Source organism: Verrucosispora sp. WMMD573, from assembly GCF_027497175.1.
GTDB lineage: Bacteria > Actinomycetota > Actinomycetes > Mycobacteriales > Micromonosporaceae > Micromonospora.
In genome coordinates this window covers 5,503,576-5,529,499 of sequence record NZ_CP114901.1, presented here as the reverse complement: position 1 = coordinate 5,529,499, position 25,924 = coordinate 5,503,576, and the positions used below count along the sequence as shown (strand labels likewise).

Annotated in this window: 27 protein-coding genes; 13 read left to right on the top strand and 14 right to left on the bottom strand. The window is 71.1% G+C overall.

Features of this window, described 5'->3' with window-relative positions:
- Window positions 1-92 precede the first annotated feature (92 nt).
- From O7601_RS25050 to O7601_RS25035, 4 genes are all read left to right on the top strand, one after another.
- Window positions 93-455, top strand: a complete 363-nt coding sequence (locus O7601_RS25050) for a nuclear transport factor 2 family protein (protein ID WP_281563545.1) — start codon at window positions 93-95, stop codon at window positions 453-455.
- Between the two features lie 304 nt (window positions 456-759).
- Entirely contained in the window at window positions 760-1,497 is a 738-nt protein-coding gene (locus tag O7601_RS25045; RefSeq protein WP_281563544.1) for a DUF2625 family protein, read from the top strand.
- Window positions 1,498-1,796: 299 nt separating this feature from the next.
- Window positions 1,797-2,057 carry a hypothetical protein gene (locus tag O7601_RS25040; protein ID WP_281563543.1) on the top strand — a complete coding sequence of 87 codons (261 nt, stop codon included), beginning with the start codon at window positions 1,797-1,799 and terminating at the stop codon, window positions 2,055-2,057.
- Between the two features lie 66 nt (window positions 2,058-2,123).
- Window positions 2,124-2,411 carry an acyl carrier protein gene (locus tag O7601_RS25035; RefSeq protein WP_281563542.1) on the top strand — a complete coding sequence of 96 codons (288 nt, stop codon included), beginning with the start codon at window positions 2,124-2,126 and terminating at the stop codon, window positions 2,409-2,411.
- 498 nt (window positions 2,412-2,909) lie between these two features.
- Here the strand turns inward: O7601_RS25035 and O7601_RS25030 are convergent, their stop codons facing one another.
- The 4 genes from O7601_RS25030 to O7601_RS25015 all read right to left on the bottom strand — a co-directional run bounded on the left by O7601_RS25030 (window position 2,910) and on the right by O7601_RS25015 (window position 7,466).
- Window positions 2,910-3,314, bottom strand: a complete 405-nt coding sequence (locus tag O7601_RS25030; RefSeq protein ID WP_281563541.1) for a hypothetical protein — start codon at window positions 3,312-3,314, stop codon at window positions 2,910-2,912.
- A 116-nt stretch (window positions 3,315-3,430) separates the two neighbouring features.
- The gene (locus tag O7601_RS25025; protein ID WP_281563540.1) at window positions 3,431-4,030 is read right to left on the bottom strand and encodes a dihydrofolate reductase family protein; all 600 of its coding nucleotides are present in this window, start codon (window positions 4,028-4,030) and stop codon (window positions 3,431-3,433) included.
- A gap of 739 nt (window positions 4,031-4,769) precedes the next feature.
- Entirely contained in the window at window positions 4,770-6,590 is a 1,821-nt protein-coding gene (locus O7601_RS25020) for a hypothetical protein (RefSeq protein ID WP_281563539.1), read from the bottom strand.
- Between the two features lie 141 nt (window positions 6,591-6,731).
- Window positions 6,732-7,466, bottom strand: a complete 735-nt coding sequence (locus O7601_RS25015) for a DUF899 family protein (RefSeq protein WP_281563538.1) — start codon at window positions 7,464-7,466, stop codon at window positions 6,732-6,734.
- 146 nt (window positions 7,467-7,612) lie between these two features.
- On the opposite strand from O7601_RS25015, the gene O7601_RS25010 reads away from it, so the two are divergent.
- A complete protein-coding gene (locus tag O7601_RS25010) occupies window positions 7,613-9,031 on the top strand; it encodes an NDP-hexose 2,3-dehydratase family protein (protein ID WP_281563537.1) in 1,419 nt (472 codons plus the stop codon).
- A gap of 43 nt (window positions 9,032-9,074) precedes the next feature.
- On the opposite strand, the gene O7601_RS25005 is transcribed toward O7601_RS25010, so the two are convergent.
- The 3 genes from O7601_RS25005 to O7601_RS24995 form a co-directional block, all read right to left on the bottom strand.
- The gene (locus tag O7601_RS25005) at window positions 9,075-9,536 is read right to left on the bottom strand and encodes an SRPBCC family protein (RefSeq protein ID WP_281563536.1); all 462 of its coding nucleotides are present in this window, start codon (window positions 9,534-9,536) and stop codon (window positions 9,075-9,077) included.
- Window positions 9,537-9,632: 96 nt separating this feature from the next.
- Window positions 9,633-10,457, bottom strand: a complete 825-nt coding sequence (locus O7601_RS25000) for an ABC transporter permease (protein WP_281563535.1) — start codon at window positions 10,455-10,457, stop codon at window positions 9,633-9,635.
- The gene (locus tag O7601_RS24995; protein ID WP_281567026.1) at window positions 10,454-11,464 is read right to left on the bottom strand and encodes an ATP-binding cassette domain-containing protein; all 1,011 of its coding nucleotides are present in this window, start codon (window positions 11,462-11,464) and stop codon (window positions 10,454-10,456) included. Before O7601_RS24995 ends, O7601_RS25000 begins: the two co-directional genes overlap by 4 nt.
- A 212-nt stretch (window positions 11,465-11,676) precedes the next feature.
- On the opposite strand from O7601_RS24995, the gene O7601_RS24990 reads away from it, so the two are divergent.
- From O7601_RS24990 to O7601_RS24970, 5 genes are read left to right on the top strand one after another with little or no spacing between them, the layout of a single operon-like run.
- Complete coding sequence (locus O7601_RS24990) at window positions 11,677-12,525, top strand: class I SAM-dependent methyltransferase (protein ID WP_281563534.1); 849 nt, start codon at window positions 11,677-11,679, stop codon at window positions 12,523-12,525.
- Between the two features lie 8 nt (window positions 12,526-12,533).
- Complete coding sequence (locus tag O7601_RS24985; protein WP_281567025.1) at window positions 12,534-13,766, top strand: class I SAM-dependent methyltransferase; 1,233 nt, start codon at window positions 12,534-12,536, stop codon at window positions 13,764-13,766.
- A gap of 13 nt (window positions 13,767-13,779) precedes the next feature.
- Entirely contained in the window at window positions 13,780-14,514 is a 735-nt protein-coding gene (locus O7601_RS24980; RefSeq protein WP_281563533.1) for a class I SAM-dependent methyltransferase, read from the top strand.
- Window positions 14,511-15,503, top strand: coding sequence for an NAD(P)-dependent oxidoreductase (locus O7601_RS24975; RefSeq protein WP_281563532.1), 993 nt, complete (start codon window positions 14,511-14,513; stop codon window positions 15,501-15,503). The genes O7601_RS24980 and O7601_RS24975 overlap by 4 nt, the downstream gene beginning before the upstream one ends.
- The gene (locus tag O7601_RS24970) at window positions 15,494-16,609 is read left to right on the top strand and encodes a nucleotide disphospho-sugar-binding domain-containing protein (protein ID WP_281563531.1); all 1,116 of its coding nucleotides are present in this window, start codon (window positions 15,494-15,496) and stop codon (window positions 16,607-16,609) included. Before O7601_RS24975 ends, O7601_RS24970 begins: the two co-directional genes overlap by 10 nt.
- Before the next feature lie 68 nt (window positions 16,610-16,677).
- Here the strand turns inward: O7601_RS24970 and O7601_RS24965 are convergent, their stop codons facing one another.
- Window positions 16,678-18,432, bottom strand: coding sequence for a hypothetical protein (locus O7601_RS24965; RefSeq protein ID WP_281563530.1), 1,755 nt, complete (start codon window positions 18,430-18,432; stop codon window positions 16,678-16,680).
- Window positions 18,433-18,935: 503 nt separating this feature from the next.
- Here O7601_RS24965 and O7601_RS24960 point away from each other — a divergent pair.
- From O7601_RS24960 to O7601_RS24950, 3 genes are all read left to right on the top strand, one after another.
- A complete protein-coding gene (locus tag O7601_RS24960) occupies window positions 18,936-20,045 on the top strand; it encodes a DegT/DnrJ/EryC1/StrS family aminotransferase (RefSeq protein WP_281563529.1) in 1,110 nt (369 codons plus the stop codon).
- A 68-nt stretch (window positions 20,046-20,113) separates the two neighbouring features.
- The gene (locus O7601_RS24955; RefSeq protein WP_281563528.1) at window positions 20,114-20,641 is read left to right on the top strand and encodes a pyridoxamine 5'-phosphate oxidase family protein; all 528 of its coding nucleotides are present in this window, start codon (window positions 20,114-20,116) and stop codon (window positions 20,639-20,641) included.
- A 101-nt stretch (window positions 20,642-20,742) separates the two neighbouring features.
- Window positions 20,743-22,086 (top strand): cytochrome P450, encoded by a 1,344-nt coding sequence (locus tag O7601_RS24950; protein ID WP_281563527.1) that lies wholly within the window; start codon window positions 20,743-20,745, stop codon window positions 22,084-22,086.
- Window positions 22,087-22,192: 106 nt separating this feature from the next.
- On the opposite strand, the gene O7601_RS24945 is transcribed toward O7601_RS24950, so the two are convergent.
- The 6 genes from O7601_RS24945 to O7601_RS24920 form a co-directional block, all read right to left on the bottom strand.
- Window positions 22,193-22,735 carry an EF-hand domain-containing protein gene (locus O7601_RS24945; protein ID WP_281563526.1) on the bottom strand — a complete coding sequence of 181 codons (543 nt, stop codon included), beginning with the start codon at window positions 22,733-22,735 and terminating at the stop codon, window positions 22,193-22,195.
- A gap of 68 nt (window positions 22,736-22,803) precedes the next feature.
- On the bottom strand, window positions 22,804-23,664 hold the full coding sequence (locus O7601_RS24940; RefSeq protein ID WP_281563525.1) for a class I SAM-dependent methyltransferase: 861 nt from the start codon (window positions 23,662-23,664) through the stop codon (window positions 22,804-22,806).
- Window positions 23,547-24,362, bottom strand: coding sequence for a copper resistance CopC family protein (locus tag O7601_RS24935; RefSeq protein ID WP_281563524.1), 816 nt, complete (start codon window positions 24,360-24,362; stop codon window positions 23,547-23,549). Before O7601_RS24935 ends, O7601_RS24940 begins: the two co-directional genes overlap by 118 nt.
- Window positions 24,359-24,922, bottom strand: coding sequence for a hypothetical protein (locus tag O7601_RS24930; protein ID WP_281563523.1), 564 nt, complete (start codon window positions 24,920-24,922; stop codon window positions 24,359-24,361). The genes O7601_RS24935 and O7601_RS24930 overlap by 4 nt, the downstream gene beginning before the upstream one ends.
- Window positions 24,919-25,482, bottom strand: coding sequence for a flavin reductase family protein (locus tag O7601_RS24925; RefSeq protein WP_281563522.1), 564 nt, complete (start codon window positions 25,480-25,482; stop codon window positions 24,919-24,921). The genes O7601_RS24930 and O7601_RS24925 overlap by 4 nt, the downstream gene beginning before the upstream one ends.
- Window positions 25,475-25,924 (bottom strand): acyl-CoA thioesterase, encoded by a 450-nt coding sequence (locus tag O7601_RS24920; RefSeq protein WP_281563521.1) that lies wholly within the window; start codon window positions 25,922-25,924, stop codon window positions 25,475-25,477. Before O7601_RS24920 ends, O7601_RS24925 begins: the two co-directional genes overlap by 8 nt.

Genomic DNA, 25,924 nt, shown 5'->3' with positions numbered 1-25,924 from the left:
GATCTTTCCGCCGGTCATGCCCGTCTTGCCGTCACCCTCGGCGCTCTCCTTCAGGTTGACCCTCTCCCGGGGAGAGGGTCGAACGTGAGGTCATGACGGCATCGAGCGAAGGCGGGAAGTTCACCTGGGATGAGCTGCCGGCCGCCATCACCACATTCTTGCCCGCGCACGAGGCACGCGACACGAAGACGGCGATCGACGCCTTCGCCCTCGACGCGCTCGTGACGGACGAAGGGCGTACCTATCACGGCCGCGACAAGATCCGGGGCTGGCTTGAGAGGTCGTCCTCCGAGTACACGTATACGACCGAGTTCGTCAGTGCTACCCACGGCGGCGAGGCGGGATGGGACATCGTCCAGCATCTGGAGGGTGACTTTCCGGGACGCATGGTTGACCTGCACTACCGCTTCACCCTCGACGGCGAACGGATCACCCGTCTCGTCATCGAGCCGTAGATGCGCCATAGTTCGAAGGTGCTGGTACTGCCCAACGCTGGCCTGTGCACGTAGTCGTGCACCGAGCGGGTAGGTGCCGGCTCGTGCCCGGTCGGCCTTCCGTTCGGTGGGGCCTGTCGGCTGCGCTGCCTTTCTGGCGCGCCTCGACCCGGTGAGAGCCGTACGAGCACTCGGCGGACGCTGAACTTGTTGGTCCGGGGTCCGTCGTGTCGAGTATGGGACACCCGACTTCGCGCCGATGCGCATTCACCGGGCGACCGGAGGCGTGGCGTTTAGCCGCAGCTTCCGGGACAAGCGTGCACCGATGACGAGTGAGCTGAACGTCGTCGAGAACGACCAGACCTCGTGGCTCATCCTGGTGGATGTGTTGTCGCGCAGCTTCGCCGCGCCGCGAATTCTTCCGGCCGACCACGACAAGGCCGTTGCCAGTCTGTGCCAGCTTCAGGTCGCGGCTAACTCGTCGCTTGGCGCCATCGCGCTGAACAGCGGTGGAATACTTCTCTACGACGGTTGGCTGCGTATCCTTGGCGGCTCGCCGTGCCCGGAGGAGAGCCTGCCCAGCATCGGTCAGGTCAACGACTTTCCGGTGGACGTCGACCGAATGTGGACCCCAACCGAGGGGCTGATCGTCGCGCACGACGTGCTGGGCGGCATCTTCTTTCTCAATGGCCTGCGGCCGGGAGCCGGGCGGCCTGGCGTGCCGGGCGAGGTGATCTACTTCGACCCGGCGACGTTGAGCTGGGCCCGAATGAAGATGTCTCACAGTGAATGGCTGGCCTGGTGCGTGTCCGGCGATCTACCGCACTTCTACGACGGCCGGCTCTGGCCGATGTGGCGTCAAGACGTCATGGCGCTCCGCGCCGATCAGGGAATCGCGATCTCTCCCGCGCTTTGGGCAGATGAGGCGGCGATCGCCGACCGCGAGGTCACCCGGACCGCTGTTCCCATGGCCGAGATCCTGGGCCGTCAGTTCGACGCGGCCCGGCTGAAGGGGCGACGGCTCGACGACTCGATGGGCACCTATCCCTCGACCACCTCGTGAGGATGTGTCCCGAGGCGGCTGGCGATACTTCGGCGTGCCCGCTCACGGTAGGCGCTGTCGCGATAGAGCATGTACATGTTGTTGGCCAGGTGCAGGTAGGCGTTGAGCCCGAAGGCGACCCGCTCGGGCTCGGCGTCACCGTCGAGCAGACCGGCCGCCGGGCTGCGGCGTACTGAGCCTCCAGAGTTCGCAGCCAGCTCGTGTGCAACTGGGTGAGGCGATCGCGAACCACGCCGGGCGGGTGTCGAACTCGGCGTTGACCGCCACGAAAAAACAGCCGCCAGGGTGCTCTCCTCGAGATGGGACAGGAAATTCGCGCAGAGGGCGTTCAGCCGCGGCGAGGCGGCCGGCTGCTCGGCGGCTTGCCGGTCAGCGCCGTCTGGGTGCTGCCGACGAGGGCATGGCGCTTCGGCGGGCGGTTCCGCACGCCATGCCGCTTCACGCGGTTCGATCTCGGCGGCGTGTTTCGGGCCCCGGGGATCGACTTTGGGTCGACCGACAACGGCCGCTGCGGCGGTCAGGATCACAAGTCTGAACTCCGCGATCGTTCCTGCGTCTGAGCATTCAGACGGTGATCTCGGCGGTCGAAGCCGGGCAAGCAGCTGTCCGGTACAGGAGGAATACGAATGACCATCATTGAAGAGGTGCGGCAGCAGGTCGCCGCCGTGTGCGAGGTCGGTCTGGAGGAGATTGACCTGGCTGCAAAGCTGTCCGATCTGCCGCATATGGATTCGTTGCGGTTCGTCGAGCTGGTCGCCTGGGCTCGGGAACGCTGGCAGATCGACCTGAGATGGAACACGCTGCTCGACGTACAGACCGGTCACGCCTTCGTTGATCTGGTCGAGGCAGCACTCGGCCGGGACCTGCCCGAACAACGACCACACCCGAGCCCGGACCTTCGGCCGGGTTTGTAGCAGGCCAGGCCGGCGATCTAGTCCATGCCGGCGATCTAGACTCGTCCGGAGCCCTTGCCCGACACCGGAACCCGCACCGATCAGCCGATGCGGTGCAGCAGGTACGGCGTGCCGCGCAGCGTATGCCGGGTGCGGCACATCCGGGCGCTCAGATCCGACACCCGAGTCAGGGTCCACCGCTGCGGCACCGAGGATGATCTTCATGCCGCCGGTGGTCGTGCCGCCGTCGGCGCGTAGCTTCACCACGGGTCGAGGATGGCCAGCAGTGCGAGCGGGCCAGGCCATCACTGACGGAGGCGGTGGTGTGGGCGATGCCGCATACGCCGTTGTGGAGAGCGGCGACGCTGCGGTTGTCGCCGGCGGCTGCGACGGAGTGGGCCGTCCACGACAGCCAGTACAGCGGTGGTCCGGTGTAGGTCTCGGGGTGCCGGGGGTTCAGTAGCAGACGCAGTGCTGCCCGGGCGCCGGGGTGCTGCTGGTCGTCGCGGTCGCGCCAGGCTATGGAGATCCACGCGGGTTCAGTGTCGGTGCGCCGAGTTCGGCGAGCACACGCTGCCTCAAGGTCTCGTACTGCTCACGGCATCGTCGAGGGGCACCCGGTGGCCGTTGCTGCACCTGACCGCCGACGATGACTTCTCCCTGCCGGAACTGGTCCGCCGTCAGATCTACGTCCTGGCCGTCGGGTAGCCGATTCCAGTAATGGTGGCCGATTTTGGCGTCCTGCGCGAAGACCTCGCCGAGGATCAGATCTCCACCGAGCAGTTCCTGGACGACCAGCGCAGTCACTCCGCATTGGCCCCGAGCGGGGTTGTCTGGCCGCCAATCCTGCAAGTCGTGCGGGTCGCAGGTGTCGGCTCCCCAGCTCGCCCGAAGTATGGGGCGCAATACTTCCAGGTCGAGCATCCCAGAACCTCCCAGCTCGTCAAACACATGCAGGACGCTTCCGTGAAGGGTGAGCCCTCGACCGGATCGAGAGTCAAGGAGGATCTCGACCGGGGCGTTGGCCAGCATTCAGCGTGTCATGCAAGCGTCGGCGAACCGGGCAGGGGCTGTCGGTCACTGCCCGAGAGGCGGTAGCGGAGGTGCACGACGCCGTTGCGGAATCGGCGCTCGTCGAGGAGTTCGAGCTCTGTGCGTATGCCGGTCGGCAGCCCTGGCTTGCCCCCGCCGACGACAATGGGCAGGACGAACAGCTGGCACTCGTCGACCAGACCGGCCTTGAATGCCTGCGTCGCGAGGTTGGCACCTCCTACGGTGAGATCGCTGCCGGCCGCGGTCTTCAGTCTGTGTACTGCGGCGGGGTCGAAACGGCGTTCGAGTCGGGTGTCGGCGGTTGACACCGCGGCGAGGGTCGTGGAGTACACGATTTTGCTCGCCGCCTGCCAGGTGCTCGCGAAGCCGGCCATGAGTTCGGACCGCGCGGCCAGAGCGGTGTCGGTCTCCCAGACGGCCATCGCCTCGTACAGTCGCCGCCCGTAGAGAAACGTGCCCACAGACCGCAGGATGTCGGTGGTGAAAGCGAAATATTCGTCGTCCGGTGGAAACCAGTCGAACGCGCCGCGTTCGTCCTCGATGTAGCCGTCAAGCGACACGTTCGTCACGTAGATGAGCTTGCCCATGCCGTCACCTCTCGATGGTCGGTCGAACTAGATCAAGTACCAGGCCGTCTCGACTCCCTTGTCCCGGAAGGCCGACACCGACTGCCTCCACCTCTTCTACGAACGACCTGCCGCAGATCCGACACCGCGCCGGGCGTCTCAGGATCAAGAAGGCCGGGTGGAGGGAGTCTGAGAAGGTGCGTAGCGGGCGACCGCGACCGGCGTTGCTGCCCGGCGACTCGGCCCGAGCCATCGCCCAGTGTGCCTGCGCCAGCAGCGAGGTGTAGAAGCAGGCCGACCGCGTCGATGTCGATGTCGAGGTCGCTGCCGAAGCCGAAGGCGGTGCTGAACGCCAGGCCCGGTGACGAGACGGTGCGGCAGCGGCCGGCCCGGGCTACGGCGTCGAGCAGGGACGCCTTCCCTCTCTCTCGTGTGGGTGGACCACGCCGATGCGGTGTGCGTACGGCACGGTGGCGGGGCCCCGGACGGCCTGTAGCGCCTCATCCAGGGCCGTGTCGGGTGACCAGATCCTGGGCAATTGGCGGTGTACGTCTCCGCCTCGGTCGGGAGGTCCTTGACTCCGGCCGGCTGCCACCCGCCTCGCCACAGCCGCGCGCACGCCTCGTCCTTCGCGGCCACCAGCGCCGGGTCGACCTCGGTCGAGGGCGTGACGGTAGCGCGTCCAGCCCCGATTCGTAGTCGACAGTGCCGGCGAGAAGCGCCCCGAAGCTCTGCGGACTGACATCCGGCCAGCGGCAGGTCAGCCGAGTGGGCCGGTCACGGCGGTCACCGTACCCCCGGGCAGGAACCCGGACCGGCCGTGTCCGGCGTGGGCCACGGGACCGGGCAGGGACACCGCGGCGGCGGCGTACATCCGGGGCGGCCCGGTGGGTCGGTCTCCCTGCCAGGCCAGGTAGCCGGAGACGGTGGCGGGCTCGCCGGGGAAGCGGCGTGCCAGTTCCGTGAGGTAGCGCGACACCGACTCCTTCCGTGGGTCGAACCGGAGCGCGAGCATCTGCCCGGTGGCGGGCCGCAGCACCGACGCGGTGAGTAGCCAGGGGGCCAGGTAGGTGCCGAGCGTCGCGCTGGGCCCCCGCGCGGCGTCGCGGATCGCCGTCTCCGCCTCGGCCCAACCGGTCACCACAAGCGTCGGATGTCGTCCGGTCCCAGCGGGTACCACCCGCAGCCCGGCCCGCTGCGCGGCTGCGGTGACCGTGGCGACCGCCGCGACGGATCGTGCCGAGGAGTCACCGACGACGCCGATGGCGCCCTCGGCCCGGGGCGCGAGGAAGGCGACAGTGGTCTTGAGGTCTTCCCGGTCGCTGGGGGTGAGGAGGTCCGCCGGGCAGCGTTCCAGCGGCGAAGAGGTGCCTCGGAGAAGCGCGCCGAGGGCCGCGCTGACGCATTCGGGCCCGTCCGGGCCACTCACGTCGGGTGCGCCGGCGTTGGCTGCGCCGGCATCAAGCCGGACGACGGCGGTCCGTCCCCCGTACGCGATGTGCAGCCGGCTGTCCCCGGGCGGGAGGTGGATGAGGGCCCAGCCGTTCGCGGCTCCGGGCCGCCGGCCGACGGGGGAGAGTCGGTCGGTGCGCAGCCCCACGGAGACGCCCTCGGCGCCGACGTGCACGAGGTTCCAGCCGGGTCGTTGCGGCACCACCACCAGCGGGATTCCCCGGCCACCGGTGTCCAGGGTGACCAGCAGGGGTACGCCGGGGTGCCCGGGCGACGCGGGAAGGGCCACCGTGGTGGTGGCGATGACGGCGATGAGGACTCCGGGCAGTGCGATCGCCTGCCCGGGCAGCAGGGTCCGGTCCGGACGCCACCGGTGATGCAGACCGGCGAGCAGGCCGCCGGCACCGGCGAGCGCGATCGCCAGGCAGATCCAACGCAACGGAGTGCCCCAGGCGGGCTCCTCCAGGCCGGGCGCGGTGCGGTCGACGTGGAGACGGATGGCCCCGGCTGCCGCCTCGGCGATGACGGCGGCGAGTGCCCAGGGGGCGGATCGGCGGGTGACGCGCCATCGTCGGGTCGGGTCGGCGCTGAGCACCGTGGCTACCCCGCCCAGCAGCAGGGCGGCGGCCACCCCGTGTCCGGCGGCGGCCAGGCTCCCGCCGACGGTCTGCGCGGGCAGCGCCAGCAGGCCGGTGCCGGCGGCCACGATCAGGGCCAGTGGCACGCCGACGGCGGGTCGCCCGGCGTACCGGAGCAGGGCAAGGCCGGCTGCCGCGAGCGCCAGCGTCGCGGGGACGGGGGCGTCGCCGCCCAGGCCGAGGCGGAGCAGGTGTGCGGCGGCGGCGGCGACCGCGCTGCCGGTGAGCCAGCGCGCGGCGGGGGCTCCGGGGGCGGCGAGTGGCCGCAGCAGTACCAGACCTGCGACGGTGGTCGTCGCGGCGAGGGCGAGCAGGCCGACGAACACCGTCGCGGCTGGCGCCACGACGGTCCCGTCCGCGGCCCGGGCCGGCGAAGACGTCAGCAGCGTGGCCGTCATCCCGGTGAGTGCCGCGCCAGCGAGCCGTCCGGCCAGCCGAGGTACGCCTCGACGGCGCTCAGCGTGACACGGTGTCGCGGTGAGGTCGGGCACTCGTCTCTCCTCGGACGCGGACAACGCCGGATCGTTCGCCTCTCCGGGCGTGGACCGGGGTCGGGGCGAGCGGTGGCCGGAGCACGGCGGCGGGTGTTGCGTCGGTGAACAATGACGAGACTAGGCAGCGCCGACAGCGGATCACATGGGTCGATCGGTCGGCTCGGTCAGCCCGGTCAGTCGTGGGTAGGTGTTGCCGGCGTACCAGTCCCCGCGTCCGTCGGGGAGCAGGTCGAGCACGTTCCACACCGGAGAGAGCAGGTCGATGCCGCGCTCGGCCCCGTCGACGAAGTTGGCCGGCTGGCTGTAGAAGTGGCGGACGCCGTCGTCGGTGCGGACCAACACGCTGATCATCGGCCGCTGGTCGCCGTTGCGGTACTCCGCCCGTAGGTCGGCGTTGAAGTCGGTGCCGTGGCTGGAGAGCAGCCGCAGCCCGTCCCAGCCGCGCCGGGCGCCCCAGGCGCGGAGCGCTCTCGCCGGTGCCTTGCCGATCACGACGAAGGCGGTACGTTGCCGAAGGTGGTGGGCGACGCCGTGGAACCCGTCCACCCAGAGCGAGCACATCGGGCAGGCGGATTGCCAGTCCGGATGGAACATCAGGTGGTAGACGACGAGCGTGCGGTACGCGCCGAAGAGCGCGGAGAGCCGGATGGCGCGCAGCGGGCCGGCCGCGGACAGATCGGCCGGCCCCTCGGTGAGCGCGTGGTCGGCCACCAACGCGCCCAGGGGTAGTTCCCGCCGCGCGGCGGCGACCCGTTCGATCTCGTCGCGCAGACGGCGCTCCGCCTCTGCCAGACGCAGCCGCGCCGTCACGTAGCCGACATCGGCGTCGACCGGCCACATCGGCAGCGGCGGCGGTCCGGTGGCCTCGTCCATGGTGCTCGCCTTCTCCCTGTCCTGCCGATGTGGGCCGGTGCGGTGACGGGGTCGCGCCGGGACCTGCCCGCCACCGCTTATCGCTATAGAATATAGAAGTAAGTTGGCTGACTGGTGTGGGTGTTGGGACAGGCGAAGGGGGCCGCATGAAGGAGACGACCTCACCATCATGGATGTCGCAGCCGCGCTGCGCGGACCGGCACGTCATCGCGACGGAAGACCCCGACGCCGACGTTCACGAGTGGCTGGGCGAGTGGCGCCGACAGGCCGGGATGCGGGTGGACGTGGTGCCCCTGGCCGGCCTGCGCGGCTGGCGGCAGGACGCCGAGACCGGGGTGCTGGCCCACCAGAGCGGCCGGTTCTTCCGGGTGGAGGGGCTCTCCATCGAGATGCCCGGCGCGGCAGTCCCTCGCTGGGACCAGCCGGTGCTGCACCAGCCCGAAGTGGGCATCCTCGGCCTGCTCGCCCGCCACGACGGCGAAACCCTGCGGGTGCTGGTGCAGGCCAAGGCGGAACCCGGCAACCAGGACGGCCAGCAGCTCGCACCCACCGTCCAGGCCACGCGGAGCAACTGGACGGGTGTGCACGGCGGCCGTCCGGTGCCGTTCCTGCACCACTTTCGCAACCCGGAGCCGGGCCGGGTACTGGTGGATGTGCGTCAGTCCGAGCACGGATCCTGGTTCCTGCGCAAGCGCAACCGCAACATGGTGGTCCTCACCGAGGACGACATCGTGCCGCCGCCCGGGTTCCGCTGGCTCACCATCGCCCAACTGCACCGGCTCCTCCGCCACGACGACCTGGTCAACATGGACATCCGTACGGTGCTCTCCTGCCTACCGGCGGAGCTGACGGTCCGGGCGGCGTTCCCCGACCCGGACGCCTTCACCGAGGCGCTGCACCGCTCCTGCCATCCCGGGTGGGGCGGTCGGCACACCACCGGCGAGCTGCTGCACTGGATCACCGACGCGCGCAGTCGTACCGAGGTAGGCGCCGACCGGACCGCGCTGCGCGGGCAGGCGGCATGGCACCTCGGCGAGGTGTCGTTGCGCCACGACAGCGGGCTCTTCTTCGAGGTTATCGGCGTCGACGTCGACGCCGAGGGGCGAGAGGTGGCGAGCTGGTCGCAGCCGATGCTGCGACCCTGCGGCCAGGGGGTGGTGGCGTTCCTGGCTACCCGGATCGACGGCGTGCTGCACGTACTGGCGCACGCCCGGGTCGAAGCCGGCTTCGTCGACGTGGTGGAACTGGCACCGACGGTGCAGTGCACGCCAGCCACGCTCGCCTACCTACCTGCCGCGGCGCGTCCGCCCTTTCTGGACCAGGTACTGAACGCGCCGCCGGAGCGGGTCCGGTTCCGTGCGATCCTCTCCGAGGAGGGCGGCCGGCTCTACCGCGCCCGCAGCAGTTACCTGGTCGTGGAGACCGACGACGCCGACCTGGAGACCGACCAGTACCGCTGGGTGACCCTGCACCAGCTCTCGGAACTGCTCCGGCACAGCAACTACGTGAACGTCTCGGCGCGTAGCCTGATCGCCTGCCTGCGCGGCCTGCTGGACCCCGGCTGAGCCGACGGCGGGTGGACGCCCGGTCCACCCGCCGCGCGGGTGCTCAGTCCTCGAAGCCGGTGGGGTGGGCGTCTCCGACCGCGTTGAGCAGTACCCCCTGCTCCAGCAGCGCCTTACAGGCGCACAGCACCATGGTGAATCCGCCCATCGAGTCAATCGCCTTCGCCACGGCCTCGTCGGCGGTGCCGGTGAATCCGGTCTCGGTGACCCGAACCAGGGTGGTGTCGCCCTCGCCGGGTAGGAACCGCCACTCGAGCTGGGTGGGGGACTCCGAGTCCCACTCGGCCAGGATGCGGCTGTTCTCCTCGACCTCCTTGACGGTCACCACGGTGGAGACGCCGTACATCCCCCAGGTCCAGGTGACGGTGGCGCCGGGTTCGAGCCGTCCGCTGCTCTCGGTGAACCAGAACTTCGTGGTCACCGCCGGGTCCGCGAACGCCTGGAAGACCTCGGCGGCGGGCTTGCGGATGAGCATCTGCGCGGTGACGGCAGGTGGCTGGGTCATACGGTCGCTGTCCACGGGGTAGCCGTGTTCCCTTCTCGTGTAATCGGTATTGCGTACGCAAAGGTGATGGTCGTGGCCGCGTACCTGCCGGGTGGGTCAGGCCCGGCGCCGGTACAGGACCATGGATAGCGGGCCGAAGATCGCTACCAGCGCCGCGCAGCCGACCAGTGCCGCACCGACCTCTCCGGCGGTCGCCGTACCGTGGGCCAGACCACGGGCGGCAGTGATTGTCAGCGCGAACGGGTTCAGGCCCACCACGGCCTGGAGCCAGCCGGGCAGCGTCTCCTGCGGCACGAAGAAGTTGCTGACGAACGACACCGGGAAGACGATGGCCTGGCAGGCACTCAATGCGGCGGTCGGCGACTTCAGGGCGAGCCCGAAGACCACGTACACCCAGGAGAAGGAGAAGACGAAGACCAGGGTGATCAAGATTGTGGCCAGGACGCCGAGCGTTCCGCCCTCCGGCCGGAAGCCGACCGCGAGACCGACCGCCACGGCGACCGCGCAGCCGACGACGTAGAGCACGTTGTTGCCGAGCAGGGTGCCGACGATGGCGGCGGGACGCCAGATGGCGAGTGCGCGGAAGCGGTCGGACACCTCCCGGGAGTTGTCCAGGTTGACCACTGCGCCGATCCGCATGCTGATCATGATCCCGGTGAAGACCACGATGCCCGGGATGTAGAACTGCATGTAGCTGGAGGTCGAGCCAGCCAGGGCGCCACCGAAGAGGAAACCGAAGACCAGCGTGAACATGATCGGCACACCGAGTGCCTCAAGGATCTGCGTCGGGTCACGGCGTACCTTCTGCACCGCCCGCCAGGCGAAGGTCAGAGTGGACGACATGGCGCCGGGTCGCCGTGGCCGCGCCGCGGCGAGGGATGACACGTCCCGGCCGGTACCAGCTTCCACTGCGCTGCTCACGCTGCCTCCTCGGGGTCGGTCCCGGGCCGCTCGCCGTCCGCGGGGTGCCCGGTGAGGGCGAGGAACACCTGATCCAACGTGGCGTGGCCGAAGGAGTACTCGGCCAGCCCGATGCCGGCGTTGCTGAGGGCAGCCAGCGCCCGGGTGGCCTCATCCTCCGCGGCGACCTGCGCGGTCAGCTCTGCCCGGTCGGCTCCGGTGCGCACCGAGGTGCCCAGGGCCTCGGCCAGCATTCGTTCGGCCGTCTCTCGCTGCTCGGCGGCGCGCAGTCGCACTCGCAGCACGCTCGACCCCACCGACCGTTTCAGCTCCACCGGGGTGCCCTCGGCGATGACCCGGCCGTGGTCGATGACCGCGATCCGGTCGGCGAGCTGGTCTGCCTCGTCGAGGTACTGCGTGGTGAGCAGGACGGTGGCGCCCTCGGCGACCATGCTCCGGACCAGCTCCCATACCTGGTTGCGGCTGTGTGGGTCGAGCCCGGTCGTCGGCTCGTCGAGGAACATCAGGTCGGGCGTCACGATCGTGCTGCTGGCGATGTCCAGCCGTCGGCGCATGCCACCGGAGTAGGTCCGCACGAGCCGGGAGGCGGCCTCGTCGAGGTCGAACGTGGCGAGCAGTTCCTCGGCGCGGCTGCGCGCCGAGCCCCAGGAGAAGCCCCGCAGCCGGGCGAGCAGGACGAGGTTGTCCCGGCCGGACAGCTCCTCGTCGACGGACGAATACTGCCCGGTCAGCCCGATCCGATCGCGGATCGCGCCGGCCTCGCGCACCACGTCGTGGCCGAGTACGCGGACCTCGCCGCTGTCGGGCGGGATGAGGGTGGCGAGTGTTCGAACGATTGTGGTCTTGCCGGCACCGTTGGGGCCGAGTACTCCGTAGACACTGCCGGCCGGCACGCGCAGGTCAACCCCGTCGACGGCGCGCACCTCGCCGTAGGATTTGCGCAACCGGGTGACGTCGACAGCGGGAGTGCCGGTCTGCTGTGCGGACAAGTCGGTCGTACGGGATATTGCGTTCACAAACATATAGTAGCAGGACGTTTCGCTCCGGTCACGCTCGTCGGGTCCGCGCGTCGCATTCTTCCATCCGGACGCCGGCAAATCTCGCTCCGATGTGGTCAGCGCTCCGGCATCGCCCGACGGGTGGCCGTCACGTGGACACTCGCCCGTCGCTGGCTATAACATTCTCAAGCAGCAGGTGCCGTCGGGAGTGAGGAGCGGACGTGTCCACACGCGAGCTGGTCGAGGTCGACGAGGTAGCGGAGATCTACGACGACGGCGCCTGGGCCGTCGAGGTGCTCGGCGGAAACATCCACTTCGGGTGGTGGGAGGACGACGACGACCCCACACCCTTCCTGGAGGCCATCAACCGGTTCACCGACATCGTGGGTGACCGACTCGCGCTGCGTCCCGGGCAGCGACTCCTGGACCTCGGGTGCGGGGCCGGCGAACCGGCGATCCGCCTCGGCCAGCGCAGCGACGCCGACATCACCGGTATCACCAACAGCACCGAGCACCTCAAGCGGGCCCGGGAGCGCGTGAACGAGTCCGGGCTGCGCGGCCAGGTCCGCTTCGAGTTGGGCGACGCCGGCGCGCTGAGCTACGCGGACGCCTCCTTCGACAAGGTGCTCGCCTTCGAGTCCCTCGTGCACGCTCAGGACCGCCAGCAGTGGCTGGCCGAGATCCACCGCGTGCTCAAGCCGGGCGGCCGGGTGGTGCTCACCGATCTCGCCGAGGACGCCCCGCTCACCGAGCGGGACCGGCAGATCCTCACCGATTTCACCCTCGCCCCGCCCGGCCCGCCGATGGCCGCGTTCGACCTGGTCCGCGACGCGGGGTTCGTGGTCGACGAGTTCCTCAGCTGCGGTGACAAGATCAGCCGCTCGTTCCCGGCGTACTACGAGCGGGTGCGGCAGCGGCGCGAGACGCTCGCCGCCGCCCACGGGGCCGAGAAGATCGACGCCTTCCTGGCCGAGATGCCGGCCGTGCTCGACGTCCTGCGGACCAAGGTCGGCTGCGTCGTCATCGTCGCCCACAAGGCCGCACCGCCCCGGCCGGCGGCGCACGGGTGACCAGGAAGATGGCCGTCGCCACCGGCCACGGCTGTCGGATCTGCGGCGGCCCGGTCGCCGAAATGCTCGACCTCGGTCGACACCCACTCTCCGACGCGTTTCCACGCCCCACCGAACTCGCCGACGAGTTCTTCTACCGCCTCGCACTGGCCCGCTGCGCCGACTGCACGATGGTCCAGCTCGTCGAGGAGGTGCCCCGCGAGCGGATGTTCCACCACGACTATCCGTACCGCTCGTCGCTGTCGGCGGTGATGCGCGCGCACTTCACCGCCACGGGCCGGGAACTGCTCGGCACCGAGCTGACCCGGCCCGGCGCGTTCTGTGTCGAGCTGGGCGCCAACGACGGGGTGATGCTGCGGACGGTGGCCAAGGCGGGCGTGCGGCACCTCGGCTTCGAGCCGTCCGCCGGGGTGGCCGAACTCGCCCGGCGGCAGGGAGTACGGGTGAGCACCACCTTCTTCGAGGAGGAGACCGCGGCCGGGGTACTCGCCGCCGACGGACCGGCGGACGTCATCTACGCCGCCAACACGGTGTGCCATCTGCCCTATCTCGACTCGGTACTGCGCGGAGCGCGGCTGCTGCTCGCCCCCGACGGCGTCTTCGTCTTCGAGGACCCGTACCTGGGCGACATCCTCGCCAAGGCCGCCTTCGACCAGATCTACGACGAGCACTTCTACTACTTCACCGCCCACTCGGTGCGGGCCACCGCCGCCCGCTTCGGGCTGGAGCTGGTTGACGTTCGCCGGCTGCCGGTGCACGGGGGTGAGGTGCGCTACACCCTCGCCCACACCGGGCGACGCACCCCGTCCGCGGCCGTCGCCGAGCTCCTGCGTGAGGAGCAGGAGCGGGGAGTGACCGGGGCGGAGGCGTTGCGCCGGTTCGCCGCCGACGTCGCCCGTACCCGGCAGGACCTGGTCACGTTGCTGCGCTCGCTGAGGGAGCAGGGCCGCACGGTCGCCGCCTACGGGGCCACCGCGAAGAGCGCCACGGTCACCAACTACTGCGGGCTCGGGCCGGAGCTGGTCGCGTACGTCTGCGACACCACCCCGGCCAAGCAGGGCCGGCTGACCCCCGGTGCGCACATCCCGGTCCGTCCACCCGCGGCCTTCGCCGACCCGTACCCCGACTACGCCCTGCTCTTCGCCTGGAACCACGCCGACGAGATCATGGCGAAGGAGACCGGGTTCCGGGCCGCCGGCGGCCGGTGGATCCACTACGTGCCGACGGTGTGCGTCAGGTGAGGGCGCCGACACCGTGAGCATCTACCGCGCCGGCTACGCCGAGGTCTACGACCTGGTGATGCGGCACCGGGGCCGCGATCACCGGGCCGAGGCCGACGCGCTCGCCCGCCTGGTCCGGCACCGGAACCCCACCGCCGCCTCACTGCTCGACGTGGCCTGCGGCACCGGGCTGCACCTGGCACACCTGCGGGCACACTTCGCCCCGGTGACCGGCGTGGACCTGTCGGCGGAGATGCTGGCGCGCGCGGCCACCCGCGTGCCGGGCGCGACACTGCACCACGGCGACATGCGTGACCTGGACCTGGCCGCCGTCTTCGACGCGGTGGTCTGCCTCTTCGCGGTACCGCACCTGCGCGACACCGTAGAGCTGGACCGGACGGTGGCACGGCTCGCCGCCCACCTGAGCCCGCACGGCGTGCTGGCGGTGGAACCCTGGTATCCGCCGGAGGCGTTCGTTCCCGGCTACGTGGCCCGCGACATGGTGCAGGAACAGGGCCGGGTGGTGATCCGGCTGTCCCACTCCAGGTGGCTGGACGACGCGCACGACCGAATCCGGATGACCGTGCACCAGGCGTACGCGGACCCGCAGACGGGCATCCGGCAGGACACGGCGACGACCGAGCTGACGCTGTTTCGGCCGGCGGACTTCGCCGCCGCGTTCGGCCGGGCCGGGCTCGCCGCCGCGCACGTCGAGGCTGAGCCGTTCCGCTGGGGTCTGTGGCTCGCCCGGCCGGCGGGTGCGTCGTGACCGGCGGCCGGCCGCGGGTGGTCGTGCTGGGCGGCACCGGCTTCGTCGGCCGGCACGTCGCGGACGCCTTCGCCGACAGCGGCCACGAGGTGCTGACGGTGGCGCGCCGCGCCCCGGCCGACCGGCGCCGGCACCGGTTCACCATGCTCGACCTCGGCCGTACCGACCCGCAGACGCTGGCCGGGCTCCTCGACGGCGCAGGTCCGGCCACCATCGTCGACGCCACCGGCAGCAGTTGGGGGCTCGACCCCGACCGGATGGCCGAGCGCTGCACCAGGCTCAGCGGCCTGCTGCTCGCCGCGCTGCGCCGTACCGACTGCCGGCCACGGCTGGTCCATCTCGGCTCGGTGCTGGAACACGGCCCGCAGCCGCCGGGCCGACTGGCTGATCCGCACCGTACGCCCCTGCCTGGTACCGCCTACGGCAGGGCGAAGCTCGCCGCGACCCGCGCGGTGCTGGCGGCCACCGAGGCTGGTCACGTCGACGCCGTGGTGCTGCGCCTGGTGAACGCGCTCGGTCCAGGACTCCCCGCGACCAGCCTGCTGGGCCGGGTCGCCGGCGCGCTGGTACCGGCAGCGCGGGCCGGTGTCGCGACGGAGGTGACGCTCGCCCCGCTGGTGGCCCGGCGCGACTTCGTCGACGTCCGGGACGCCGCCGCGGCCGTGCTGGCCGCCGCCGAACGCCCGGTGACCGGCCGGGTGCTCGACATCGGCCGGGGCGAGGCGGTGCCGGTGCGGGCGTTGGTGCGGCTCCTGGTGGAGGTCAGCGGGGTACCGGCGACGGTGGTGGAGCGTGCCGACCCACCGAGCTGGCGGGACGCGACGCAGTGGTCGTGCGTGGACCCGGCTGCGGCCGCGACGGCGCTCGGCTGGTGGCCCCGGCGTGACCTGTACCGGGCGGTCGCCGACTTCTGGCACGACGAGCTGCGCCGGCCCCCCGGCGTCGACCGCCCGCCCCGGCGAGAGGGAGAGCAGAAGCCATGCGCGTAGTGTTCATTCCGGGTCCGGCCATCGGCCACGCGTTCCCGCTGGTACCGCTCGGCTGGGGGTTCCGCGCTGCCGGGCACGAGGTCACCTTCGTCACCGCCGGCGACGCGCTGGCGGTGGCCCGGGCCGGGCTGCCGGTCCTGGACGCCGTGCCCGGACGGACCACCTCGGACATGCAGGCGCAGTTCATCCGGGACGTACCGCGCCTCTTCGAGCCCATCGGCGCCGACCCGATCGGCGAGATGGAGGAGCGCAAGCCGCACATTGTTGCGGCCTGGGATCCGTTCGTGGACGCCCACGTCGCGCTGGCCGAGTGGGTCCAGCCGGACCTGGTGGTGTACGATCCGATCTTCGCGGTCGGTCCGGTCGTCGCCGCCAAACTGAAGGTGCCTGCCGTGGCGCACAGCCTCGGGCTGGCCCGGTTCACTCCGCGGCTGCTGCGCGAGCTGCCCGGCGCGGTGGCGCTGCGCCGGCACGGGGTGGCACTACCCGAGGGCATCAGCACGGTCGACATCGCGCCACCCAGCCTGGTGGAGGGCGGGCCGGCCGAACTCTCCATGCGGTACGTGCCGTACAACGGCGGCGGGACCGTGCCCGACTGGCTCCGGGAACCGGTCACCCGTCCGCGGATCGCGGTCACCTTCGGCACCCTCGGCGGGCCGGACCGCTTCGCCGCCGGTGTCGAGCGGGTGCTCGCCGCCGCGTCCGAGCTGGATGTCGAGTTCGTGTTGGCGATCGGGGAGTCTGCCGCGCCGGCGGACCTGCCGCCGAACGTGCGTGTCACCGGCTGGGTGCCGTTGAACCAACTGCTGCGTGGCTGCGCTGCCGCGATTCACCACGGCGGGGACGGCACCACCCTCACCTGCGCGGCGCTCGGCGTTCGTCAGCTGGTGCTGCCCGGCTCGCCGGACGAACTGGTCACCGGCGAGCTGTTACGCGCCCGGGGGCTGGCGCACGTGCTGGGCGGGATCCGGGAGCTGGACGCCGTGACGATCGGCCGGCTGCTCGCCGATGTGGAGCTGGGCCGGGTGACCCGGGAGGTGCGCGCCGAGATCGCCGCGCTGCCGACCCCGGCCGACGTGGTGCCCCGGCTCACCGCTCTGGTCTGAGCCGACCCGACACCCCTTCGGCGGAGCCGACGGCGGACGGCGCCGCGCCGCCCGCCGTCGGTCGGATGTCAGCGCAGCTGCGCGTCGGCCACCGCGAAGAGCAGCCCGTGCGGATTCGCCTTGCCGGTGTCGCCGTGCGGCCAACTCGTCCGGTCGAAGCTCAGGCAGCGCCTGCCCGTGTGCTCGTCGCGGAACGCCCGGTCCTCGGTGAGCCGTCCCGTCGGACCGACCAGTGCCATGCAGACCCGGGCGTCGCCGTCGAGGCCGGTGGGAGCCACGAAGTAGTTCGAAGTGACCACGCGGGAGACCCGGTCGGTCTGGCGGAAGTGCCGTCCGCCCGGCACACGCTGGAAGGTGTCCATCGCTCCCCAGTGCGGGCCGCCGAGCGTAGTGTCGACGATGGGCAAAGCGCCCACCAGCGCCGGGCAGTCCCACTCGGCGCCGCCGCGTACGGTCTCGGTGATCGTGTCGATCTGGCAGGAGGTCCGGCTGCCGGTGGCCAGGAGGCGGCGGATGTCCAACACATAGACCATGCCGGACTCGGCGTTCACCGCCGGCGAGTCGTTGCCGCCGAACATCACCGTGTGGAACAGGAATCTGTCGTCCGGGCTCACCATGAGCCAGCTGCCGCCGTCGGCTGCGCTGGTCGGGGTGTTCCGCGGGTAGAGCCGGCGGAAGGCGGTCGCGTCGTCGAAGACCTGCCGCCAGGTCAGCTTCCGCTTGGTGATGTCCGGTGTGTAGTAGACCGCACCCATCCCGGTGGCCACGAACGCACCTCGGTGCCTGCGCTTGTTGGTCACCGCGGGTTCCATGGCGAGCATGCCCTCCCGGCTGAACTCGTCGTCGGCGCGGGGACCGTCGGGCAGGTAGGACAGGGACAGCAGCCGAGGCCGGTTCCGGTCGCTGATGTCGTAGGTGCGTACCGTGCGGCGTTGCAGGTTGGGGTCGGTCACGAGGCCGGCGACCACGTGCCGGACCTCGACGAAGTCGCTTGTGACCAGTCGGTCCAGATCCTCGCGCAGCGCGATGCCGTGCGGGTTGGCGCAGGTCGCCACGGGCAGCACCGGCTGGTTGGGGCAGAAGACCGGATCCTCGGCCTCCTTCTTCGCCGCCGGCATCTCGGCCAGCACGGTGCCGTCGGCGCCGAGGCGAACCACCTCGCCGGGGGAGCCGGCGAAGCCGTTGCCCACCCGGGTCTGGCCGTCCGAGTAGGTGCAGGGCCCGGCGATGTCCGGGCCGCCCATGTACGTGCCGTACGCGGTGCCGTCGCGCAGGACGGTGAACGCGTCCGGCACCGAGCCGCACGGAGTGTCGTGCGGCAGCGTCACGCCGCTCAGGGAGACCCTGGGCAGCCGGCTGACGTCGAAGATGAAGACGGTGTCGCTGAGCAGGCCGCCCGCGTACACGCTGTCACCCTTGCGCCAGGTGTACTGCATGTGGTGCGGCTCGTTGCCGAAGACCGAGTCGATGGTGACCGTGTTGGCCACCCGCCCGTAGTCGGGCGAGCCGGGGGTGGCGTCGATGACCGCGAGGAAGTCCGGGTCGGGCTTGCCGTTGGGACCGGGCGCGGCGTCGCCGGTCCAGACCAGCAGCCACTCGCGGGCGGGTGCGCCTCGGCGTTCGGCGGCCTGGGCCGTCCTGGTGAGGTGGTTGGTGATGCGGTACGGCTCACCGTCACTGCCGGTCACCGTCGAGGTGATCCGTTGCACCGACGCGCCGGCGGCCGGCTGGGGCGGCACCACGCCGCTGCTGATGGCGACGAGCGCGATCACTCCGATATGGGCAGCACGCCGGAACGGCCCTCGCAGTCTTGGACGGGACATGGACGTCCTCCTGGTCACGTGCGGAAATGAGGCCGGAACATGCCAGGCGGCGCTGTCTGGAAGAAGGAGGCAACACCGAGGAGCGGCGCCTGCGGCACGAAGCCTACTATGCGAATTGCAACTGTCAATTGATGGCAAGTCGGCCGCTGGGAAATTCATTCGGCGCAATTTCGACGCGCTGGCGGACGGGCCAATGATGTCGACGCCGCCCGGTGTCCTGGCAGGTCAGGCGGGCCTTGACAGAGGTGTAAGCGGTGCTGGGGAAGGGCGACAGGGGTACCTGTCGGCCGGTTCGCCGACACCGGATCCGGTGCCAACCGACGAAGACATCGACCGCTGCGGACGGCGTGGTTCCGTCCGTTCGGGCCAGTGCCCCGCAGCCGCGAGTACCACAATCGGTTGACGAACGTGTAGCTGTTCGAGAGCTGGCGTTCTAGGATGCGGGGGTGGTGATGCCGGGGTGAGGCACCGCGGCGACGACGCGTCCCGGGAGGTCTGCCGCCATGACCGTCGGAGTCTGGAGCTATCTGGCCGAGTATGAGACCGAGCGCGCGGACATCCTCGGCGCGGTGGAACAGGTCTTCTCCTCCGGACGGCTGGTACTCGGCGAGAGCGTGCGCGGCTTCGAGCGGGAGTTCGCCGCCTACCATGGCGCACCGCACTGTGTCGGCCTGGCGAACGGCACCGACGCCATCTCGCTGGCCCTCTGGGCGCTGGGGGTACGCCCCGGCGACGAGGTGGTGACCGTCGCCAACACCGCCGCGCCGACGGTGCTCGCCATCGACGCCGTGGGCGCGGTACCGGTCTTCGTCGACGTGGACGAGGCGACCTGCCTGATGCGGGTCGACCAGGTCGCCGAGGTGATCACGGCGCGCACCCGGGCGTTGCTTCCGGTACACCTCTACGGCCAGTGCGTGCAGATGGCTCCGCTGCGCGCGCTCGCCGCCGAGCGGGGCCTGAGAGTGCTGGAGGACTGCGCGCAGGCGCACGGCGCCCGGCACCAGGGACGCCTGGCCGGCTCGCTCGGTGACGCCGCAGCCTTCTCGTTCTACCCGACGAAGGTGCTGGGCGCCTACGGCGACGGTGGTGCGACGCTCACCGCCGACCCCGACGTCGAGCGGAGCCTGCGTCGGCTGCGGTACTACGGCATGGAGGACCGCTACTACGTGGTCGAGACGCCCGGCCGGAACAGCCGCCTGGACGAGGTGCAGGCGGAGATCCTGCGCCGCAAGCTGCGGCGCCTGGACGGCTACCTCGCCGCCCGCCGTGCGATCGCCCGGCGCTACGACGAAGGGCTCGCCGGCACCGGCCTCGTCCTCCCGGTCACCGCGCCGGGCAACGAGCATGTGTACTACCTCTACGTGGTGCGGCACCCGCAGCGCGACGAGATCCTGGAGGAGCTGCGCCCGCACGGCGTCGAGTTGAACGTCAGCTACCGGTGGCCGGTGCACACCATGCGCGGCTTCGCCCACCTCGGCTACCGCGACGGCTCGCTCCCGGTGACCGAGCGGCTGGCGGGGGAGGTCTTCTCGCTGCCGATGTATCCGTCGCTGCACCCGGACACCCAGGCCAGGGTGATCGAGGCGCTGCGCAAGGTGTTGCGGGCCGGATGATGCCCGTACCACCGCAAGAATTGAGAATCATATAGCGATGGCTGATGCTGCGGCTCTACCATCTCGTGATGGAGCCTTCCACGTTCAGCAACCCGGTCGACGACTTCGCTGACCTCCGTGACGACTTCCTGCGGTTGACCGCCGGGATCGGCTGGTGCACGGTGGCCACTGTCGACGGACGCGACCGGCCACGCAGCCGCATCATGCACGTCTCCTGGGAGGTCGGTGACGGCGGGCCCACCGGCTGGGTCAGCACCTCACGGTCGCCGGTCAAGACCGCCCACCTGGCCCGCAATCCGTACGTCTCATGCAGCTACTGGACACCCGCGCACGACGCTGTCTTCGTCGACTGCCGCGCCACCTGGCTGGAGCCGGGCGACACCAAGCGCCACGTCTGGGACCTGGTCGCCACCGAGGCGACGCGGCGCGGCTTCGACCCGTACGCGGTCTGGCCCGACGGCCCCACCGACACCGGTTTCGAGGTGCTGCGGTTCGACCCGTGGCGGGTGCAGATCACCCTGCAGGACCTGGCCAACGGGCAGACCATCGGATCGTCGCGGGTCTGGCACGCCGCCGGGGCGCTGCTCTCCCGCTGAGTCCGCCCCGGGACCGCCGTCGCATCCGCCGGCGGGTCCGGTCCGTCACCGTCCTCGCCGACGCGGCGAGCCGCGCCGGCCCGACACCGAGGGAACGCACCATGACCAGCACCCTGCGCACGCCCGCGCCGGCGCCAGGCCGCCTACCCGTGCTCGGGCACGGCCTGCACATGAAACGACGGCCCGCCGAGTTCCTGCTCGAACTACAGTCCGGTGAGCCGGTCGTCACCATCGCGCTCGGCCGGCGCCCGGCATACGTGGTCAACGATCCGACCCTGATGCGCGAGCTGCTCCGCGACGGCGACACCTTCGTCCGGGGCGGGCCGATGACCGAACGCTTCCGGTCCATGTTCGGCAACGGTCTGGGCATCTCCGAGGGCGAGTTCCACCGCCGGCAGCGGGCGCTGATCCAGCCCGCCTTCCACCGCAACAAGGTCATCCACTACACCGAACTGATGAGCCGGATGGTCGCCGGCAAGCTCGACTCCTGGCAGGAGGGCCAGCGTCTCGCCGTCGACAAGGAGATGGACGAGCTGGCCCTCGGCAATGTCGTCGAGGTCATCTTCGCTGGCGACCGGAGTGTCGACCGCCCCCGGTTCATGGCGGCGACCACCACCGTTCTGGGCGGACTGTTCCGCCGGATCACCGACCTGACCGGTGTGCTGACCCGTCTGCCGACGCACGCCAACCGCGAGTACGACGCCGCGGTCGACTACCTGCGGGCCACCATCCGTCGGGTCATCGCCGAGTACCGCGCGGCCGGCATCGACCACGGGGACCTGCTGTCGATGATGCTCCTCGCCCGTGACGAGGACGGCCGGCCGGCGATGAGCGACGAGCAGATTCACGACGAGGTGATGACCTTCTTCATCGCCGGCAGCAACACCATCGCCAACACGCTCTGCTGGGCGCTGCACCACATCGGGGTGGACGACGAGGTGCGGCGGCGGCTGCATGCCGAGGTCGACCGGGTGCTCGACGGGCGGGCGGCCGGCTACGCCGACGTCGCGGCGCTGGAGTACACCCGCCAGGTGCTCTCCGAGACGTTGCGGCTGCGTACCCAAGGTCTGTTCAACAACCGGGTGACCGCCCGCGACGCCGAGCTCGGCGGCTATCTGATCCCGGCCGGCTCGGACGTGCTCTACAGCTTCCACGCCGTCCACCACAACCCCCGGATCTACCCCGAGCCGGAGCGTTTCGACCCTGACCGGTGGCTGCCGGAGCGGGCACGGGCACTGCCGCGCGGCGCCTTCATGCCGTTCGCCACCGGCGTGCACGGCTGTATCGGCGACCAGTTCGCCTGGACCGAGATGATCGTCTCGCTGGCCAGCATCGCCGCCCGCTGGCGGCTGGAGCCGGTGCCGGGCCACCAGCCCAAGCCCGTGCCGGCCATGACCATGCCTGTCGACTCGCTGCCGATGACCGTCCGGCAACGCACCCGGTGAACGGCGGGCGCCCGGCCGCCGCCCCCGATGGGGCGGCGGCCGGGCGTCGAGGGGTACGGCGCGAGCGGCCCACCGGTGGCGTCGCCGCGAGGGTTCCGACCGCCGCTCAGAGTTCCCCGGCGATCACGTTGCCCGGTGCGTCGGGGTCGGCGCTGAGGTAGAACTCGTGCGCCGCCCGGCCGTACTCCTCGCTGGTGAGATAGCCGTCCCGGTCGGTGTCGAGCCTGTCGAAAACCCGCTGGGTCTCCTCCGCACGCATCCCGCTCTTGCGCTGCGCCGCGAACATCTCCGCGTGGTTGATCCGCCCGTCGCGGTCGGCGTCGGCCACGTCGAAGACGGCCAGACTGAACGGCACCGCCGCGTTACTGACGAACTCCGGGAAGTCCGGCTTGTCGGCCCAGGCCACCCACTCGGCGACGGTCACCCGCTTCTCGCCGTCAGGCCCGTCGCTGCCGCGCATTCCGCGCCACATCCGGGCCGCCGCACCGTGGATGCGGCGCCAGCCCGGCGAGTACGGTGCGACCTGGTACGTGTCGCACCAGATCTGCGCCATCGCCGTGATGTCCAGCCCGTCGATCACGCCATCGCCGTCCGCGTCGTACGAGGCGAAGACCTTCTCCAGCTTGCGGCGTTGCAGTTCGGTGGTCATGTCGGTCCTTCCTTCTCCTACGGATCGGTTCTCCTCCGCCCGGCCGGTGCTCGCGGGCGGGACGCGGCTCACCCCGGGGCGACCGCCCGGACGGTGAGCGCGGTCGAGGTCAGCTCGACCACACCATCCCCGCCGACGTGCCGTTCGGCGGCCCCGGCCACCGCAGCCCAGAGCGCGTCCTGCTCGGCCGCACCGAGCGCGTCGACCCGCTCACGTACCGGCGGCGGCGCCACCGCCCGGGTGAACCGCGCGTACTCGCCGGGGCCGTCGAACCGGAACGGAACCGGGTACTCGGCCACGGTCACGTCGCTCAGGCCGGCGGCGTCCAGACCGGCCGCCAGCGCCTGCGGGTCGCAGAGGCGGTACGGGCCGGGGGAGCCCGGTGGCCCGGACGGCAGGTCCAGCAGCCGTGCGAGCACGCCATAGCCGAGCGACATCAGCGGTACCCGCGCCGGTGGTCCCCACACCGCGGCGGCGAGTACCCCGCCAGGGGCGAGCAGCCGGGCGACCCTGCGGAACGCGGCGTCGGGATCGACGGCGAACATCAAACCGAGCCGGCTGAGCACGACGTCGAAGGCGTGCGGGGGCAGTTCCATCGTCTCCAGGTCGGCGACGAGGAAATTGACGTTGCGCTGGCCCGCGGCGCGGTGCCGGGCCACGGCGACCATGGCGGGGGAAAGGTCGACGCCGGTGACCGTACCGGTCGGACCGACCACGTCGGCGGCGCTGAGCGCCGGTTCCCCCGGCCCGGTCGCGACGTCCAGGACGCGGTGTCCCGGTCGCACCCCGCCAAGGGCCAGCAGCCGGGTGGTCAGTGCGGCTCCGCCGCGCTCGAAGGTCTGCCACTCGCGCGTCCAGCCGTCGCTGACGGCGTCCCAGGTCCGCCGCTGTTCGGCCTTGACGGCGGCGGCATCGGTCGATACAGACATCGCTGCTCCTCCTGTCGATCCGGTCGTCCGGCCGGCCGGGCCGGATCCTGGTCGGCGGGGAGACCGTCGGCGTCCTCCGGCTCACGCAGCGCCCAGGCCCGCGGTCGCCGGCCCGACGGCCCGGTCGGCCGGTCACGCTGCCGCCGCGCCAGCAGCACCAGCAGGACCGCGCCGGTCGCCACCGGCAGCAGCAACAGGGCCAGGTCTGCCGGTCCGCCCGCACCCGCGTGATGGCCACCTCCGGCGGACCCGGCCGGCGGCGCGGTGACCGGAGGGGAGACGGTCGTGCCCACCAGCGGTGGCGCGGTGAGCCCGGCGGCGACGGTGAACGGGATCGCTCCGGCCACGGTCTGTCCCGTCGCGAACTGGACGTGGTAGCCGATCCGGTAACTCCCGTCGCCAGACACCGTGACCGGCAGCTCGACCCGGCTCCCCGCGAGCCGCGGCGCACCGGTCGGTGCAAAGGCGGTGCCCGGCCCGGTCAGCCAGACGTGGGTCTGCTCGCCGTCGAGCGGGCCGTTGAAGGTCAGCGTCACCGCCTCGGGAGCCGTGGTCAGCCGGGTGCCGGCCGGGGGGTCGGTGGCGACCAACCGCGCCGGCCGCAGCGCCGCCACCACCGTCATCCCGGCCACGCCGAGCGCGAGGAGTGTGAGCAGGCCCGCCGCCAGCCACCTCAGCCGGCCCGATCGGCGGCTCAACGGGCAACGGCCGGCGGGCGGCAACTGCACCGCATCCGGGCCAGTTCGTCGGCGAGTGGCCTCCGGTGCAGGTACATCGCCACCACCATCGGCACGAAAACCACGGCGTTGTAGAACAGGTGCAGCTCCACCCGGGGCACTATCAGTTGCACGATGCTCGTGGGCACCGGCTGCCCGCCCAGGTGGATGCCGGTGAGCGACTGCACCAGCAGCAGCAGGTGTTCCAGGTGGTGCCAGACCTGGATCAGCAGGGCCGCGGTCCACCAGGACCGGGAGCGACCGACGAAGCCGCCGCGCAGCAGCCAGAAGCCGACAAGCATGATGAGGGCGTACCCGTAGTGCAGCCACTCGCTCTCGACAAGCCACGGGAACGGCATGCCGAGCACGCCGCGCGCCTCGGGTCGGGACCAGCCGAACACCCAGATCTGGGCGGCCTGCACCAGGTGCTCCGCCCAGTGTGCGATGACGATGACGAGGAAGATCTGCAGGGCCGCCCGATGCCGGCTCCCGTTCAGATCCAGCCCGAGGACGCCGGTGTCTCGCTTCTCCGACAGTGTCACTGCGCCTCCCTCAGGATCGGTTGGTTGTGCTGGCGGCTGCCGGCCGGATGCGGGTCCGCGTACCTGCCGAACCGGCCCCGCCGGAAGGTCAGGGCGTCCCGGTCGGCGGCAGCGCGTGCGGCGACCAGCCGACCCACCACGATGTAGTGGTCACCGCCGTCGTGGCAGCGCCACGGCCGGCACTCCAGCCAGGCCAGCGCCTCGTGCAGCAGCGGCGCGCTTGTCTGCTCACCCGGCGACCAGCCCACCCCGGCGAACTGTCCCCGCCCGGGCCGTCGGCGACGGTCGGCGAAATGTCGGGCCAGGTGCTCCTGCCCGGCGGCCAGGACGGAGATGCCGAACCCGTCCGCGTCGGCCAGGCAGGCGAACATGAGGCTGTCCCGACGCACGCAGAGCAGCACCAGCGGAGGGTCCAGCGAGACGGAGGTGAACGAGTTCGCCGTCATCCCGTGCGGGATCGGGCCACCCACCGTCAGCACGGTCACGCCGGTGACGAACTCACCGAGCACCCCACGCAGCACCCCGGCGGCGGGCAGCGCGGCCGCAGCGCGCTCAGGCACGGCCGGGCGTCCCTCCGCTCGCCCGGTACGGCGCGAGCGCCCGCACCAGTGGCGGCGGCACCCGGGTCGGCACCACCTGCCCGGCGACCTCCCGCATGCAGGCGATCCGCTGGTGGCCCCGGGCCACCGGTACCGGCCCGCCGGAACCGTCGCGCAGGTAGTCGAAGGCCAGACCGAGCTGCGTCTGGGTCAGCTCGGCCAGGCTCATCCGGATGCGCAACTCGTCGAACGCGTCAAGTTCGGCGAGGAACTCGCAGTCGACCCGCAGGGTGAACAGCTTCAGCCCGGCGCGCAGGTCATCGACGACCCCGGGGGCGTGCTCGTGCAGGAACATCTCCCGGCAGCGGCCCTGCCAGCGCAGGTAGTTGACGTAGTAGACGTTGCCGACGAGGTTCGTTTCCTCGAAGCCGATCACGTGGCGGTACTCGTACCAGGTGGACAC